Here is a 15,847-nt window from a genome sequence, read left to right on the forward strand (position 1 = left end):
ATGTACCAGGGATCGAGCAACGCTCACTTCTGAGTCAGTGGAACCACGGCATCCCATATTTCGGACGCCATGTGCACCTTCGAACCCAGCGCGATCGGCCGTTCGGATCCGTCCGAGGACAGTAGCCAACCGGCGTTGTCCTCGGTCTCGAAGGCCCTGCCCTCCCCGACCGCGTTCACGACGAGCAGGTCACAGCCCTTGCGCTTCAGTTTCGCACGCCCGTGTTCCAGCACGTCAGCGGCACCGTCCCCGGTCTCGGCCGCGAACCCCACGATCACCTGGCCACCCGCCCGGGCGGCCACCAGCTCCGCGAGAATGTCCGGATTGCGCGTGAGACCGACCGGGTCCGGATCCCGATCGGTCTTCTTGATCTTGTACTCGACCCTGGTCACGGGCCGGAAGTCGGCGACGGCGGCCGCCATGACCACCACGTCCGCCCCCGGTGACACCGCGTGCATCGCGTCCCGCAGCTCCAGCGCCGTCCCGGCGCGAACCACGTCCACCCCGGCCGGCTCCGGCAGCGCGACGGTGTGGGCGGCCACGAGCGTGACCCGCGCACCCCGCTGTGCCGCGGCGCGCGCGAGCGCGTAGCCCTGCTTGCCGGACGAGCGGTTGCCCAGGTAGCGGACCGGATCGAGCGGCTCCCGCGTGCCGCCGGCGGACACCACGACGTGCAGGGCGGTCATGTCCCTGGGCAGCGCGTCCGGGCGGGCCAGGAGCAGCCGGGCGAGGTCGACGATCTCGGCGGGGTCGGCGAGGCGGCCCTTGCCGGTGTCCTTGCCGGTCAGCCGGCCGCTCGCGGGTTCGGTCACCACGACACCGCGGGAGCGCAGCGTCGCCACGTTGTCCCGCGTGGCGGCGTGCTCCCACATCTCGGTGTGCATGGCGGGCACCAGCATGACCGGGCAGCGCGCGGTCAGCAGCGTGTTGGTGAGCAGGTCGTCCGCGAGCCCGTGCGCGGCCCTGGCCAGCAGGTCCGCGGTCGCGGGGACGACCAGCACCAGGTCGGCCTCCTGGCCGATGCGGACGTGCGGCACCTCGGACACGTCGGCGAACACCTGGGTGTGCACCGGCTGCCCGGACAGCGCCTCGAAGGTGGCGGCACCGACGAAGTTGAGCGCCGCCGCCGTGGGCACGACCCGGACCGAGTGACCTGACTCGGTAAGTTGTCGAAGGACCTCGCACGCCTTGTAGGCGGCGATGCCGCCGCCCACGCCGAGAACGACGCGCGGGGCCTCGGTGGGTGTCACGGCCTCGCTCCGCTCGGCGTTCGCGAGCCTGTCCCCGGCGCCTTCCCTCCTGCGCGCGAAGACCCAAGGCTCGTACCTCGCCAGGCCTCCGTGCTCGTCAGTCCAGACGCCGGCGGCTCACTCAGCATCATGGCCTCGCTCCGCTCAGCGTTCGCGAGCCTGTCCCCGGCGTCTTCCCTCCTGCGCGCGAAGACCCAGGGCTCGTACCTCGCCAGGCCTTCGTGCTCGTCAGTCCAGACGCCGGCGGCTCACTCACTCGCCCTCGGTGTGCTCGAGCAGGCCGGCGTGGATTTCGCGGAGCGCGATGGACAGCGGCTTCTCGCGGGGGCCGGGCTCGACTAGGGGGCCGACGTACTCGAGCAGGCCCTCACCGAGCTGCGCGTAGTAGTCGTTGATCTGCCGGGCACGCTTGGCGGCGTAGATCACCAGCGCGTACTTGGAGCTGACCTTGTCGAGCAGGTCGTCGATCGGGGGGTTGGTGATGCCCTCGAGCTGCTGGCTCGAAGGGTCGCCCAGTGCGCCCAACTCGGTGGGGGTGATCACTCGCTGGTCTCCAGAACGTTGGAGGAGGGTTTGTCAAGTATCAACTTTAGCAAGTCCTCGGCCGCGCTCTTCAGGTCGGTGTTCACGACGACCGCGTCGAACTCCGACTTCGCGGCGAGTTCCTCCCTGGCGGTCCGGAGCCGGCGCTCCACGACCTCGGGCGCCTCGGTGCCGCGGCCGACCAGCCGCTCGACCAACGCCTCCCAGCTTGGCGGCGACAGGAAGACCAGGAACGCCTCCGGCATCGCCTCGCGCAGGTTGCGTGCGCCCTGCAGGTCCACCTCGACCAGCGCCGGCAGGCCGGCACCGAGACGCTCCTCGATCGGCGCGCGCGGCGTGCCGGACCGGTGGATGCCACGGTGGATCTCCGCCCACTCCAGCAGCTCGTCGTTCTTGATCATGTGGTCGAAGTCGTCGGCGGTGACGAAGCGGTAGTCCACCCCGTCACGCTCCCCCGGCCGCTGCTCGCGGGTCGTCGCCGACACACTGAACCACAGCTCGGGATAAAGCTTGCGCAGCTCATGGACGACGCTGCTCTTACCGACGCCGGAGGGGCCGGCCAGTACCACCAGCCGGCCCCTCCGATTCGCCTCGAGTGTCACTCGCCGCTGAACTCGGCGAGCAAGGCCTTGCGCTGACGGTCACCGAGGCCGCGAAGGCGGCGGCTCGGGGCTATCTCAAGACGCTCGATGATCTGCTGGGCACGCACTTTGCCGACGCCCGGCAGGGCTTCGAGCAGTGCGGTGACCTTCATCTTGCCCAGGACCTCATCTTTGTCAGCCTGAGCGAGCACGTCCTTGAGGGTCGTGCCACCTCGCTTCAGGCGCTCCTTGAGCTCAGCTCGGGCGCGTCGGGCGGCAGCCGCCTTCTCCAGCGCTGCGGCCCGCTGCTCCTCGGTCAGCTGGGGAAGGGCCACGATTTCCTCCGGGGGGTGGGGTTTTCTGCGGATCGGTGTCGCGACGTTACCGAGGTCCGGCAGGTCGTGACAACGCGGGTCCACCTTAGTGCGGTGGGTGATGCGCGAAAGAGCATAGATCAACTCTCAGTAGCTAACACCCCTGGACCTGCGGTAACACCTACGGCTCAGGTGTCGCTGACCCACACTTCACGTGCTGCGCGAAGCGCTTCGACATGGTACGGCGACAACGGCTCCCCGGCGGCGAAAACTTCCACGACACCCCGGGACGGGATCGCCGGCGCGGGCGGACGACGCCGGAACCGATATCCGCCCCGACCGGGTAAGCCCAGGTCGCGAGGGGAGCGGCGGCCGTATCGGCGGGCCGCCGGCGGGCGCGAGAACCCACCGGGACGCCAGGCGTGCGCGGCGTGGCGGAGACCAGCCACGCCGCGCCCATACCGGGTCCGGGCGTCTCGGCGTGAACCGGTACGCCCGCCCGGCCGTACCCAGGTCTGGTAGCTTCGCGCTCACTCCCGGACAGCCGCCTCATCCAGCAGGTGCCGCTCGTCCACGGTGAGCGCGATCCGCTTGTCCACGAGATGACCCGGAGCGCGAGTCAACGAACATTTTCCCATCAGCAAGCCGCGAGGTGGCCACGGAACACCGGTAGGTACTCGTCGCGCGCGCCGGCGCGCCACTGGTCAGACCGTTCGCGACGCTCGTGACACCGGGCTGGTGCCGCGGGTCAGGTCACGTGGGGGCCCACCGAGTCCCGCACCCGCAGTGCCGCGTCTCGCAGGGCCGTGGCGTCCGGGCCGTGCCGCAGGATGTCCCGCGACGACGAGGGCAGCACGTGCTTGAGGCTCGCGCCGAAGACCGTGCGCAGGTCGGCCACACCCGCGCCCTGGGCGCCGAAGCCGGGGGCGAGGATCGTGCCGTTCAGCTTGGACAGGTCCAGCTCCGTCCGCCCGACCGTGGCGCCGACCACCAGGCCGACCGGCCCGAGCGGGCTCGCGCCCGCGTTCCGTGCCGCGGCCTCGTCGACCATGGTCTGGGCGACGCTCACGCCGTTCTCGTCACGGGCCCGCTGCACCTGCGGCCCCTCCTTGTTGGACGTCAGCGCAAGCACGAACACACCTCGCCCGTTGCGCTCCGCGAGGTCGAGCGCAGGGGCCAGCGAGCCGAAGCCGAGGTAGGGCGACACCGTGATCGCGTCCGCCGCGAGTGGCGAGCCCTCCCCCAGGTACGCCTCCGCATAGGCGGACATGGTCGAGCCGATGTCGCCGCGCTTCACGTCCAGCAGCACCAGCGTGCCCGCCTGCCGGAACGCGGCGATGGTCCGCTCCAGCACGGCCACCCCGGCCGAGCCGTGCGCCTCGAAGAACGCCGACTGCGGCTTGACCACCGCGATCTCGCCGGCGAACGCCTCGACGCACGTCATGGCGAACGTCGCAAGCCCGTTCGCGTCGGCGGGCAGGCCCCACCGCTCCAGCAGTGACGTGTGCGGGTCGATCCCCACGCACAGCGGGCCACGCAGGGAGACGGCGGTCGTGACGCGCGCGCCGAACGGGGCCCTCATCGCTGGCTCCGTAGCGTCGCCTGCAGCGACTGCAACGACTCCACCCCGATGTCCTGCTGTATCAACGCCTCGATGCCGTGCACCGCGGCGCCGGCACCCTGGATCGTGGTCACGCACGGGATGTCCCGCGACACCGCCGCGGTCCGGATCTCGTAGCCGTCCACGCGCGGCCCCGGGTTGCCGTACGGGGTGTTGATCACCATGTCGACGCCGCCCGCCTTGATGATGTCGACGATGTTCTGCTCGCCGTCGCTGGCCGGCTCGAAGTGCTTGCGCACCTCGGTGCACGGGATCCCGTTGCGCCGCAACACCTCCGCGGTGCCGGCGGTGGCCAGGATCTCGAAGCCGAGGTCCGCCAGGCGCTTGACCGGGAACACCATGGCCCGCTTGTCCCGGTTCGCGACCGAGACGAAGACCCGGCCGCTCGTCGGCAGCGAGCCGTAGGACGCGGTCTGCGACTTGGCGAAGGCCTTGCCGAACGACGCGTCGACGCCCATCACCTCGCCGGTCGACTTCATCTCCGGGCCGAGCAGCGAGTCGACGCCGAGGCCCTCCGGCGTGCGGAACCGGTGGAACGGCAGCACGGCCTCCTTGACCGACACCGGCGAGGTCGGCGGCAGGTCCGCCCCGTCGCCGTGGTCCGGCAGCAGGCCGTCGGCACGCAGTTCCTCGATGGTGGCGCCGAGCATGATCCGCGCGGCGGCCTTCGCGAGCGGGGTGGCGGTCGCCTTGGACACGAACGGCACGGTCCGCGACGCGCGCGGGTTGGCCTCCAGCACGTACAGGACGTCGTCCTTGAGCGCGTACTGGACGTTCAGCAGGCCGCGCACGCCGATGCCCTTCGCGATCAGCTCGGTGGAGCGGCGGATGTTCTGCAGGTCGGTGCGGCCCAACGTGATCGGCGGCAGCGCGCAGGAGGAGTCGCCGGAGTGGATGCCGGCCTCCTCGATGTGCTCCATCACACCGCCGAGGAAGACCTCCTCGCCGTCGCACAGCGCGTCGACGTCGATCTCGATGGCGTCGTCGAGGAAGCGGTCGACGAGCACCGGGTGCTCGGGCGTGACCTCGGTGGCGCGCTCGATGTAGCCGGCGAGGGTCGCCTCGTCGTACACGATCTCCATGCCGCGGCCGCCGAGCACATAGGACGGTCGCACGAGGACCGGGTAGCCGATCTCGTCCGCGATCCGCTTGGCGGCGGCAAAGGACGTGGCCGTGCCCCACTTCGGCGCCGGGAGTCCGGCGTTGGTGAGCACCTCGCCGAACGCGCCGCGCTCCTCGGCCAGGTGGATGGCGTGCGGCGGGGTGCCCACGATCGGCACGCCCGCGTCCGCCAGGCGCTGCGCGAGCCCCAACGGGGTCTGGCCACCGAGCTGCACGATCACGCCCACGACCGTGCCGGACCGCTGTTCGGAGTGCACGACCTCCAGCACGTCCTCGAACGTCAGCGGCTCGAAGTACAACCGGTCGGAGGTGTCGTAGTCGGTGGACACGGTCTCCGGGTTGCAGTTGACCATGACGGTCTCGTAGCCGGCGCCCCGCAGTGCCATGGCGGCGTGCACGCACGAGTAGTCGAACTCGATGCCCTGCCCGATGCGGTTGGGGCCCGAGCCGAGGATCAGCACCTTCGGCCGCGCACGCTGCTCGGCCACCTCGGACTCCGCGGCGGGGTCCAGCTCGTAGGCCGAGTAGTGGTACGGCGTGAAGGCCGCGAACTCGGCGGCGCACGTGTCGACCGTCTTGAAGACCGGGCGGATGCCGAGGCGATGGCGCAGGCTGCGCACGCCGTCCTCCCCCGCCAGCTCCGGCCGCAGCGCGGCGATCTGGCGGTCGGAGCAGCCGGCCCGCTTGGCGCGGCGCAGCAGGTGCTCGTCGAGCACGGGCGCGGCGGTGATCTCGGCACGCAGCTCGACGAGCGAGGCGATCTGGTCGACGAACCAGGGATCGATGCCGGAGGCCTCGGACACCTCGGCGACGCTCACCCCCAGCCGCAGCGCGCGTTCCACCGTGTACAGGCGGCCGTCGTGCGGGATCCGGAGCGCGTCCAGAAGTGCTTGTGTAGTCACGGTTTCCGGGTCGGCGGTGGTCCAGAAGCCGGCCGCCTTGGTCTCCATGGACCGCAGTGCCTTGCCGAGCGCCTCGACGAAGTTGCGGCCGAGCGACATGGCCTCGCCGACCGACTTCATGGTCGTGGTGAGGGTCGGGTCGGCGCCGGGGAACTTCTCGAACGCGAACCGCGGCACCTTCACGACCACGTAGTCGAGCGTGGGCTCGAAGCTCGCCGGGGTCTCGCCGGTGATGTCGTTGCGGATCTCGTCGAGGGCGTAGCCGATGGCGAGCTTCGCGGCGATCTTGGCGATCGGGAAGCCGGTGGCCTTCGAGGCGCGCGCGCTCGATCGCGACACCCGCGGGTTCATCTCGATGACGACCAGGCGGCCGGTCCTCGGGTGCACCGCGAACTGGATGTTGCAGCCGCCGGTGTCCACGCCGACCTCACGCAGCACGGCGATGCCGACGTCGCGCATGTGCTGGTACTCGCGGTCGGTCAGGGTCATCGCGGGCGCGACGGTCACCGAGTCGCCGGTGTGCACGCCCATCGGGTCGATGTTCTCGATCGAGCAGATGACCACGACGTTGTCGTTGCGGTCACGCATCAGCTCGAGCTCGTACTCCTTCCACCCGAGGACGCTCTCCTCGATGAGGACCTCGTGGACCGGCGACTCCGCGAGCCCGGACGCGGCCATGCGCTCCAGGTCCGCGGCCGTGTACGCCAGGCCGGAACCGAGGCCGCCCATGGTGAACGAGGGCCGGATGACCACCGGGAGACCGAGGTTGGTCACCGTCGCGCGGACCTCGTCCATCGTGTGGCACACGGCGCTGCGCGGGGTCTCCGCACCGACCGCGGCGCAGATGTCCTTGAACCGCTGCCGGTCCTCGCCTCGCTGGATGGCCTCGATGTCCGCGCCGATCAGCTCGACGCCGTACTTCTCCAGCACGCCCCGCTCGTGCAGGGCCACCGCGGTGTTGAGCGCGGTCTGGCCACCCAGGGTCGCGAGGAGGGCGTCCGGCCGTTCCTTGGCGATCACCTTCTCGACGAAGTCCGGGGTGATCGGCTCGATGTAGGTCGCGTCGGCGAACTCGGGGTCGGTCATGATCGTCGCCGGGTTGGAGTTGACCAGGCTGACCCGCAGGCCCTCCTCCCGCAGCACCCGGCACGCCTGGGTGCCGGAGTAGTCGAACTCGCACGCCTGACCGATCACGATCGGCCCTGAGCCGATCACGAGGACGTGCTCGATGTCGTCACGCTTGGGCACGCCGGGCCTCCATCAGGGCTACGAACTCGTCGAACAGGGGGGCGGCGTCGTGGGGTCCGGCCGCCGCCTCCGGGTGGTACTGGACCGAGAACGCCGGCACGTCCTGGGCGCGGACGCCCTCCACGCAGCCGTCGTTCGGGCAGTAGTGGCTGATCGCCGCGGTGCCGAACGGGGTGTCGAACCGCTGGCCGGGCTCGCCCTCGATGGCGAAGCCGTGGTTCTGCGCGGTGATCGCGACCCGGCCGGTGGCCACGTCGATGACCGGGATGTTGATGCCGCGGTGGCCGTAGCGCAGCTTGTAGGTGGACAGGCCCAGCGCGCGGCCGAGGATCTGGTGGCCGAAGCAGATGCCGAAGGTCGGGATCTCGCGTTCGAGGACCTGTCTCGTCAGCGCCACCGGACCGTCGGTGGTGGCCGGGTCCCCCGGGCCGTTGGCCAGGAAGAAGCCGTCCGGTTCGAGCGCCAGGACGTCGTCGATGGTGGCGTGCGCCGGCAGGACGTGGGTCTCGATGCCCCGCTCCGACATCATCCGCGGGGTGTTGGTCTTGATGCCGACGTCCAGCGCCGCGACGCGTAACCGCATCTCAGCGACTGGTCGGACCACGTACGACTCCTGGGTCGTCACCTGGCCCGCCAGGTCCGCACCGACCATCTGGGGGCTTGCGAGGACCCGTTCACGCATCTCGTCGACGCTGGTGAGGGCGTCGCCGGAGAAGACGCCGCCGCGCATGGCGCCGAGCTCCCGGATGTGCCGGGTCAGCGTGCGGGTGTCCACGCCCGCGATGCCCACGACGCCCTGCTCGACGAGCGCGTCGTCGAGGGTGCGCCGGGCGCGCCAGTTGGAGGGGGTCCTGGCCGGGTCACGGACGACGTAGCCCGCGACCCAGATGCGGCTCGACTCGTCGTCCTCGTCGTTCCAGCCGGTGTTGCCGATCTGCGGGGCCGTCGCGACGACGATCTGGCGGTGGTAGGACGGGTCGGTCAGAGTCTCCTGGTAGCCGGTCATGCCGGTGCAGAAGACGACCTCGCCGAGCGTCTCACCGGTCGCGCCGAACGAGGCGCCCCGGAAGACCCTGCCGTCCTCCAGTACGAGAGCGGCCTGACTCATACCCTCACCTTTCCTTCGTGTGCGGTCAGCCGGCCGCGGAGGACCGTGGTGACCACCCGGCCGGGCAGCGTCATGCCCTCGTACGGGGTGTTGGTGGCGATGCTGGCCAGCTCGGCGCCCCGGACCGTCCACGTCGCGGCGGGGTCGACCAGGGTGAGCGTGGCCGGTTCGCCCGCGTCGAGCGGGCGGCCCTGGTCGGTGAGGCCGGCGATCTCGGCCGGCCGCTCGCTCATGACCCGCGCGACGCCGCGCCAGTCGAGCAGGCCCGGTTCGACCATCGTGCGGACCACGACGGAGAGCGCGGTCTGCAGGCCCAGCATGCCGGGGCGGGCCGCGGACCACTCGCAGTCCTTGTCCTGCGGGGCGTGCGGCGCGTGGTCGGTGGCCACGCAGTCGAGGACGCCCTCGGCCAGTGCCTCGCGCAGGACCTTGGCGTCCGCGGCCGTGCGCAGGGGCGGGTTGACCTTGTTGACCGGGTCGTAGGTGGCCAGGCGCTCGTCGTCCAGCAGCAGGTGGTGCGGGGTGACCTCGGCGGACACGGTTATGCCCTGGCCCCTGGCCCACCGGATCAGCTCCGCCGAGCCGGCCGTCGAGACGTGGCAGACGTGCAGGCGGGCGCCGGTCTGCCTCGCGAGCAGGCAGTCGCGGGCGATGATCGCCTCCTCCGCGGCGGCGGGCCAGCCGGCGAGGCCGAGCCGGGCGGCCAGCTCGCCCTCGTGCGCCTGCGCGCCCTCGGTGAGGCGCGGCTCCTCGGCGTGCTGGGCGATGACCACGTCCAGGGCGGTCGAGTACTCCAGCGCGCGGCGCATCAGGAGCGGGTCGGCCACGCAGTGGCCGTCGTCGGAGAACATCCGGACGCCCGCGCCGGCCATGGTGCCCAGCTCCGCGAGCCGCTCGCCCCGCAGGCCGACGGTCACCGCGCCGACCGGGTGCACGTCGACCAGGCCGACCTCGCGGCCGCGGCGCGCGACGTGCCCGACGATCACCGCGTTGTCGGCGACCGGGTCGGTGTTGGCCATGGCGAAGACGGCCGTGTAGCCGCCGAGCGCGGCCGCGTGGGAGCCCGTCTCGATCGTCTCGGTGTCCTCGCGGCCGGGCTCGCGGAGGTGGGTGTGCAGGTCGACGAACCCGGGTAGCGCGATGAGACCGTCGGCGTCGATGACCTCCGCCTCGGCGTCCGTTCCCTCGGCGATGAGGCCGTCGCGCACCAGGAGGTCCTGCCTGTCTTCGCCATAGGGGCGGACTCCCTTGAACAGCAAGGGTTTCACCACGCTGTGTTGATGGTTCGCTCCGCTCACGCGACCTCCTCTTCGTGGGCGAGCAGGTGGTACAGCACGGCCATGCGGACGTGCACGCCGTTGGACACCTGCTGGGTGATGGCCGCGCGGGGCGAGTCGGCGACGGCGGCGGAGATCTCCATGCCACGCAGCATCGGGCCGGGGTGCAGGACGACCGCGTGGTCCGGGAGCAGCCCGAGCCGCTTCCCGTTCATGCCGTAGGCGATCGAGTACTCGCGGGCCGAGGGGAAGAACCCGCCGCGCATGCGTTCCTGCTGGACACGCAGCATCATCACGGCGTCGAGCGAGGGCAGCTCGGCGTCGAGGGTGTGTGAGACGGCGACCGGCCAGCGGTCCACGTGGACGGGCAGGAGGGTCGGCGGGGCGACGAGGACGACCTGCGCGCCGAGGGTGGTGAGCAGGTGGACGTTCGAGCGCGCGACCCGGCTGTGCACGACGTCCCCGACGATCCCGACCCGCTTGCCGGCCAGGTCCCCGAGCCGTTCCCGCAGGGTGGCGGCGTCGAGGAGGGCCTGGGTGGGGTGCTCGTGCGTGCCGTCGCCCGCGTTGACGACCGAGGTGCCCGTGTCGGCGAGCCAGTCGGCGAGCCGGTGGGCGGCGCCGGAGGCGGGGTGTCGGATGATCACGCAGTCCGCGCCGGCCGCGGCGAGGGTCTGCGCGGTGTCGCGAAGGGACTCGCCCTTGCCGACGCTCGACCCACCCGAGGACACGTTGACGACGTCGGCACTCATCCACTTCCCGGCGATCTCGAAGGAGACGCGGGTGCGCGTGGAGTTCTCGTAGAACAGCGTGATGACCGTGCGGCCGCGCAGGGTGGGCAGCTTGCGCACCTCACGGCCGAGGAGGGTCTGCTTGAGCTGGGCCGCGGTGTCGAGGACCGCGGTCGCGGTGGTCGCGTCCATGCCCTCGGTGGCGAGGAGGTGCCTCATGAGCGCGCCCTCCCGCCGGTCGGCGCCGCGGCGGCCGGGCGGGCGGAGAAGTCCGCCCCTTCGGGAGCGAGCAGGTGTCTCATGCGCCCTCCCGCCTGTCCAGCACGACCGCGTCGCGGTCGTCGGTCTCGGTCAGCAGGACGTGGACCTCCTCGGTGCGGGACGTGGGGACGTTCTTGCCCACGTAGTCCGCGCGGATCGGCAGCTCCCGGTGTCCCCGGTCGACCAGCACCGCGAGCTGGACCGCACGCGGGCGGCCGACGTCGCGCAGCGCGTCGAGGGCGGCCCGGATGGTGCGGCCCGAGTAGAGGACGTCGTCGACCAGGATGACCAGGTGGTCGTCGACGCCGGTCCCGGGCAACGCGGTCGCGCCGAGCGGCCTGGTCGGCCGGCGACGAAGATCGTCCCGATAGAGTGTGACATCCAGCACACCAGTTGGCACAGTGACGCCGGAGAAGTCGGCGATGCGGTCGGCCAGCCGGACCGCGATGGGTCCGCCACGGGTGGGGATGCCCAGAAGAACCACTGGTAGGGCGTCGGCGGCACCAAGGGAGGTGCGCTCGATCACCTGGTGCGCCATACGGGCGACGGTGCGCGCGACATCGCCGGCCGAAAGCAGCTCGCGCCGCTCGGCCGGTTCCGTCGCGCCACGGTTGGGCGGCGCCACGGTTGACCTCCTTCCCCGCCTCACGGGACGGGTCCTTAAAGGACGTCTTGCTCAGCGCCCAAGCCGGGCGCTGTAGCACCGTATCAGGCCCCACGGATCCACCAACCGGGTGGTAATCGGAGGTTTCCCCGGAGGTCGTAGACAGATCAGCTTGACCTGGTGACAACTGTGGGTAACCATTACTCTGCGTGTCGATTTGCGGCTACCCGCGGCGTCCACGGTTTGGACTGGCCAGCGGGCGAACGAAATGGAGAATCGCCATATGGGCGACTACGCCAAGGCGCTAGGGAGCAAGCTCCGTGGCATCCGCCAGCAGCAGGGCCTGTCCCTGCACGGCGTCGAGCAGAAGTCAGGCGGGCGCTGGAAGGCCGTCGTCGTGGGTTCCTACGAGCGCGGCGACCGGGCGGTGACCGTGCAGAAGCTGGCCGAGCTGGCCGACTTCTACGGAGTTCCGGTGGTGGAGCTGCTGCCGGAGGGTCGGGTCCCCTCGGGGGCGGAACCGGCGACGAAGATCGTGATAAACCTGGAGCGGCTGCAGCAGCTCCCGGCGGAGAAGGTGGGACCGTTGGCCCGCTACGCCGCCACCATCCAGAGCCAGCGCGGGGACTACAACGGCAAGGTCCTCTCGATCAGGACCGAGGACCTGCGCTCGTTGGCGATCATCTACGACATGACCCCAGGTGAGCTCACCGAGCAGCTCATCGACTGGGGCGTGCTTCCGCCGGAGGCCCGTCCGTCCAAGGAGGACTGAGCCCGTACGTCACGGGCTCGTGACGCACTGCCCGCACGGCCGAGGGAAGCGGGAGATCGGCCGAGCCGGCGTGCGAGGATCAACCAATCCGCACATCGACTGGCTTTCCCGGTCGCGGCCCCAGAACGGGCCGCGACCGGTTCGGTTCTCGGACATCGCTCCGGCCTGCCATCCGGCTTGATCGTCGCACTGCGTGCCCGAACGGCCCTGCCGGCCCCGACGAGTGCCGAGCACGAGCTACTCCATTCAGGTCATGTGGCCCCAACCCGGTTGGGGCACACCCGCTTCCCTGGGTGTGCCAGCCCGCCGAACGGCGGCCGGGCGACATCACGCGGGCGCGGATGCCGGCCCCGCGAGCACCGGCGCCCGGGGGCGGGTCCTCGAGACCGCGACGCCGGCCAGGCAGAGTGCCCCGCCCGCGAACGTGAGCCAGCCGGGCACCTCGCCGAGGAGCAGCCACGACATGGCGATCACCAGGGCCGGGACCGCGTACGTCGTCGCGCCCATCTGGGCGGCGGTCGTGCGGGCCAGGGCGTAGGCCCACGCCGTGAACGCCAGACCTGTTGGGAACACACCGAGATAGACCACGTTCAGCGTGGCCGGCAGCGGCGCCGCACCCAACTCCGACACCAGCTGCCCGGCGAACGGCAGACAGGCGACGGTCCCCACGAGGCACCCGAACGTCGTGACCTGCAACGCGCTTCCGTGTCGCAGCGCGGTCTTCTGTGCCACCACACCGATCGCGTAGCCGACCGCCGCGCCGACACACATCAGCACCCCCAGCACGGACGCGTGCCCCGCGCCGGACATGGACAGCCCGACCACGACCGCGCCCGCGAACGACACCGCGATCCCCGCCAGCACGCGCGGCCGGAAGCCTTCTCGCAGCAGCCAGCCGCTCAGCAACGCGATCAGTACCGGCCCCACGTTCACCACCATCGCGGCGGTGCCCGCGTCGACCTCCTGCTCACCCCAGTTCAGCAACACCATGTACGCGCCGAACCACAGCACCCCCACGACCACGATCCCCGGCCACGCGGCCCGCGGCGGCCAGCCCTCCCGGCGCACGGCCAGCAGCAGCACCAGCACGACCGAGCCGGCGAACAGCCGGCCCAGCGCGAGCGCCCCCGGCGAGTAGTGGGTGCCGGCGCTGCGAATCGCGACGAAGGCCGACGCCCACAGGACGACCGTGACGGCGGCGGCGAGCAGGGACCGTCGATCGGTCGCGCCGAAAGCTCCGTTCATGCCGCAACGGTATGCCGCAGACAGTTCGGCGCCGGCCGAACTCACGCGCGGGTTTCGGACCTGGCGTTCCTACAGCGCGTTTCTAGAGCGTCGCGCGCAGCTGGTCGGCGATCGTGGCGAGGCGGCCCAGGACGCCGTTGACGAACCGGGGCGAGTCGTCGGTGGAGAGGGACTGCGCCAGCTGCACGGCCTCGTCGATGGCGACCGGGTCCGGCACGTCCGAGGCCCACAGCAGCTCGTACACCCCCAGCCGCAGGACCGCGACGTCGACGAACGGCATGCGGTCCAGCGTCCAGCCCTCGGCGTGCTCGGTGAGCAGCTCGTCGATCCGCTCCCGATGGGCGACCACGCCCTCGACGAGCGTGGTGGCGTAGTCGTTCGGCGCCGGCTGTTCGGCCGCCTCGTTGCGTTCGAGGAGCAGCGTCACCGGGTCGGCGTCGCGCAGCGCCGCCGCGTACAACACATCGACCGCGCGCTTGCGGGCTTTGCTCCGCGCGCCCACTACGAGCTGACGCGGCCGAGGTAACGACCGTCGCGGGTGTCCACCTTGACCTTCTCGCCGGTCGACAGGAACAGCGGCACCTGAATCTCGGCGCCGGTCTCGAGCGTCGCGGGCTTGGTGCCGCCGGTGGAGCGGTCGCCCTGCAGGCCCGGGTCGGTCTGCTGGATGACGAGCTCGACCGAGGTCGGGAGCTCGATGAACAGCGGGGTGCCCTCGTGCGTGGCGACCGTGACGGTGCTGTTCTCCAGCAGGAACCGCGAGTTGTCCGACACGACGTCGCCGTCGATGTGCATCTGCTCGTAGGTCTCGCCGTCCATGAAGACGTACTGCGCGCCGTCCTGGTACAGGTAGGTCATGTCGCGGCGGTCGACGGTCGCGGTGTCGACCTTGATGCCGGCGTTGAACGTCTTGTCGACGACCTTGCCGGTCATGACGTGCTTGAGCTTGGTCCGCACGAACGCCGGGCCCTTGCCGGGCTTGACGTGCTGGAACTCGACGACGGTCCAGAGCTGGCCCTCGAGGTTGAGCACCAGGCCGTTCTTCAGGTCGTTCGTGGATGCCACGGGGTCGTTCTCTCTCCTGGTCGGTTCGTCTACACGACGACGAGCTGTTTGGTCGTCAGCGTGAGAAGCTCGGGTTCGCCGTCCCGCACGACGAGCGTGTCCTCGATGCGGACACCGCCCCTGCCGGACAGGTAAACGCCCGGCTCCACGGTGACTGCCATGCCGGCGGAGAGTCTACCTTCACCTGTCTTGGCCAGGGACGGTGCCTCGTGGATCTCCAGTCCGACGCCGTGTCCCAGCCCGTGCAGGAACTCGTCCCCGCGGCCCGCGTGCTCGATGACCGAGCGGGCGGCGTCGTCCACGTCCGCGACGGCGGCGCCCGGCAGCAACGCCGCCCGGCCCGCCGCCTGCGCGGCCGCGACCAGGTCGTACAGCTCGCGCTGCCAGTCGGCGGGCGCGCCGAGGACGAACGTGCGGGTCATGTCCGAGTGGTAGCCGCCGACGAGCGCGCCGAAGTCGAGCTTGACCAGGTCGCCGGTGGCCAGCTCGGCGTCGGTCGGGCGGTGGTGCGGCACGGCGGAGTTGGCGCCGGTGGCCACGATCGTCTCGAAGGACGGGGCCGTCGCGCCGTGGTCGAGCATGCGGCTCTCCAGCTCGCGGGCGATCTCGCGCTCGGTGCGGCCGGGGCGCAGGCCGCCGTGGGCGATGAGGTCCGCGAGCGCACGGTCGGCCGCCGCGCACGCCATGCGCAGCGCCTCGATCTCGTCCTCGTCCTTGACCACCCGCAGCTCCTCGACCAGGCCGGGAGCACGGACCAGCTCGACCTTCGCCGCCTGCTCCGCGAGCACGTCCAGGTCGTCGACGGTCACCCGGTGGCTCTCGAAACCGGTGCGGCGGTTGTGTTTCTCGCTCGTCACGGCGGCCAGCGCGGGGGCGCACGGCCGCTCGATCAGCCGCTCGAGGTCGGGCACCTGCCGGGCCGACTGCGTGAGGTAGCGACCGTCGGTGCAGAACACCGTGCGCTCGTCGTTCTCGGCGTCGACCAGCAGCGCGGCGTTCGAGCCGGTGAAGCCGGTGAGGTAGCGGACGTTGAGCAGGTCGACGACGAGCAGGGCGTCGAGTTCGCGTTCCCGGAGGCGGGACCGAACTGCCGCACGGCGGCGCAGGTGCGTCTCGGGCATGGTCCCGACCTTAGTGAGCCGAGCGTGCCGAGCGAACCATGGGCACGCACGGCGAGCGGCGTCACCGAGCCCGCGAGCGGGC

At 71.1% G+C, this 15,847-nt stretch carries 15 protein-coding genes; 1 reads left to right on the top strand and 14 read right to left on the bottom strand.

Translation table 11 applies throughout. From position 1 onward, the window contains the following. Positions 1 to 23 precede the first annotated feature (23 nt). The 10 genes from coaBC to pyrR all read right to left on the bottom strand — a co-directional run bounded on the left by coaBC (position 24) and on the right by pyrR (position 11,583). Positions 24 to 1,250 (bottom strand): bifunctional phosphopantothenoylcysteine decarboxylase/phosphopantothenate--cysteine ligase CoaBC, encoded by a 1,227-nt coding sequence (gene coaBC / locus VET29_RS43160; RefSeq protein ID WP_324933108.1) that lies wholly within the window; start codon positions 1,248 to 1,250, stop codon positions 24 to 26. A gap of 252 nt (positions 1,251 to 1,502) precedes the next feature. Further along, a complete protein-coding gene (gene rpoZ, locus VET29_RS43165) occupies positions 1,503 to 1,793 on the bottom strand; it encodes a DNA-directed RNA polymerase subunit omega (protein WP_184813077.1) in 291 nt (96 codons plus the stop codon). Further along, a complete protein-coding gene (gene gmk, locus VET29_RS43170; protein ID WP_324933114.1) occupies positions 1,790 to 2,362 on the bottom strand; it encodes a guanylate kinase in 573 nt (190 codons plus the stop codon). Before gmk ends, rpoZ begins: the two co-directional genes overlap by 4 nt. 29 nt (positions 2,363 to 2,391) lie before the next feature. Further along, entirely contained in the window at positions 2,392 to 2,709 is a 318-nt protein-coding gene (gene mihF, locus VET29_RS43175; RefSeq protein WP_133905065.1) for an integration host factor, actinobacterial type, read from the bottom strand. Between the two features lie 727 nt (positions 2,710 to 3,436). After that, a complete protein-coding gene (pyrF, locus tag VET29_RS43180; protein WP_324933117.1) occupies positions 3,437 to 4,270 on the bottom strand; it encodes an orotidine-5'-phosphate decarboxylase in 834 nt (277 codons plus the stop codon). Beyond that, positions 4,267 to 7,581 carry a carbamoyl-phosphate synthase large subunit gene (gene carB, locus VET29_RS43185; protein ID WP_324933120.1) on the bottom strand — a complete coding sequence of 1,105 codons (3,315 nt, stop codon included), beginning with the start codon at positions 7,579 to 7,581 and terminating at the stop codon, positions 4,267 to 4,269. Before carB ends, pyrF begins: the two co-directional genes overlap by 4 nt. After that, the gene (gene carA / locus VET29_RS43190) at positions 7,568 to 8,689 is read right to left on the bottom strand and encodes a glutamine-hydrolyzing carbamoyl-phosphate synthase small subunit (protein ID WP_324933123.1); all 1,122 of its coding nucleotides are present in this window, start codon (positions 8,687 to 8,689) and stop codon (positions 7,568 to 7,570) included. The genes carB and carA overlap by 14 nt, the downstream gene beginning before the upstream one ends. Then, entirely contained in the window at positions 8,686 to 9,957 is a 1,272-nt protein-coding gene (locus VET29_RS43195) for a dihydroorotase (protein ID WP_324933202.1), read from the bottom strand. Before VET29_RS43195 ends, carA begins: the two co-directional genes overlap by 4 nt. A gap of 26 nt (positions 9,958 to 9,983) precedes the next feature. Continuing rightward, positions 9,984 to 10,916 carry an aspartate carbamoyltransferase catalytic subunit gene (locus VET29_RS43200; RefSeq protein WP_324933126.1) on the bottom strand — a complete coding sequence of 311 codons (933 nt, stop codon included), beginning with the start codon at positions 10,914 to 10,916 and terminating at the stop codon, positions 9,984 to 9,986. A gap of 79 nt (positions 10,917 to 10,995) precedes the next feature. Further along, positions 10,996 to 11,583, bottom strand: a complete 588-nt coding sequence (gene pyrR / locus VET29_RS43205; RefSeq protein WP_324933130.1) for a bifunctional pyr operon transcriptional regulator/uracil phosphoribosyltransferase PyrR — start codon at positions 11,581 to 11,583, stop codon at positions 10,996 to 10,998. Positions 11,584 to 11,845: 262 nt separating this feature from the next. On the opposite strand from pyrR, the gene VET29_RS43210 reads away from it, so the two are divergent. Beyond that, positions 11,846 to 12,334 (top strand): transcriptional regulator, encoded by a 489-nt coding sequence (locus tag VET29_RS43210; RefSeq protein WP_075123575.1) that lies wholly within the window; start codon positions 11,846 to 11,848, stop codon positions 12,332 to 12,334. Positions 12,335 to 12,661: 327 nt separating this feature from the next. On the opposite strand, the gene VET29_RS43215 is transcribed toward VET29_RS43210, so the two are convergent. The 4 genes from VET29_RS43215 to VET29_RS43230 form a co-directional block, all read right to left on the bottom strand. Beyond that, complete coding sequence (locus VET29_RS43215) at positions 12,662 to 13,579, bottom strand: DMT family transporter (protein WP_324933140.1); 918 nt, start codon at positions 13,577 to 13,579, stop codon at positions 12,662 to 12,664. A gap of 82 nt (positions 13,580 to 13,661) precedes the next feature. After that, positions 13,662 to 14,081, bottom strand: a complete 420-nt coding sequence (nusB, locus tag VET29_RS43220) for a transcription antitermination factor NusB (RefSeq protein WP_324933144.1) — start codon at positions 14,079 to 14,081, stop codon at positions 13,662 to 13,664. Next, positions 14,081 to 14,644 carry an elongation factor P gene (gene efp / locus VET29_RS43225; protein WP_324933147.1) on the bottom strand — a complete coding sequence of 188 codons (564 nt, stop codon included), beginning with the start codon at positions 14,642 to 14,644 and terminating at the stop codon, positions 14,081 to 14,083. The genes nusB and efp overlap by 1 nt, the downstream gene beginning before the upstream one ends. Before the next feature lie 29 nt (positions 14,645 to 14,673). Beyond that, positions 14,674 to 15,765, bottom strand: a complete 1,092-nt coding sequence (locus VET29_RS43230) for a Xaa-Pro peptidase family protein (protein WP_324933149.1) — start codon at positions 15,763 to 15,765, stop codon at positions 14,674 to 14,676. Positions 15,766 to 15,847 lie beyond the last annotated feature (82 nt).

Origin of the sequence: Actinophytocola sp., assembly GCF_035634895.1 — a bacterium.
Lineage (GTDB): Bacteria > Actinomycetota > Actinomycetes > Mycobacteriales > Pseudonocardiaceae > Actinophytocola.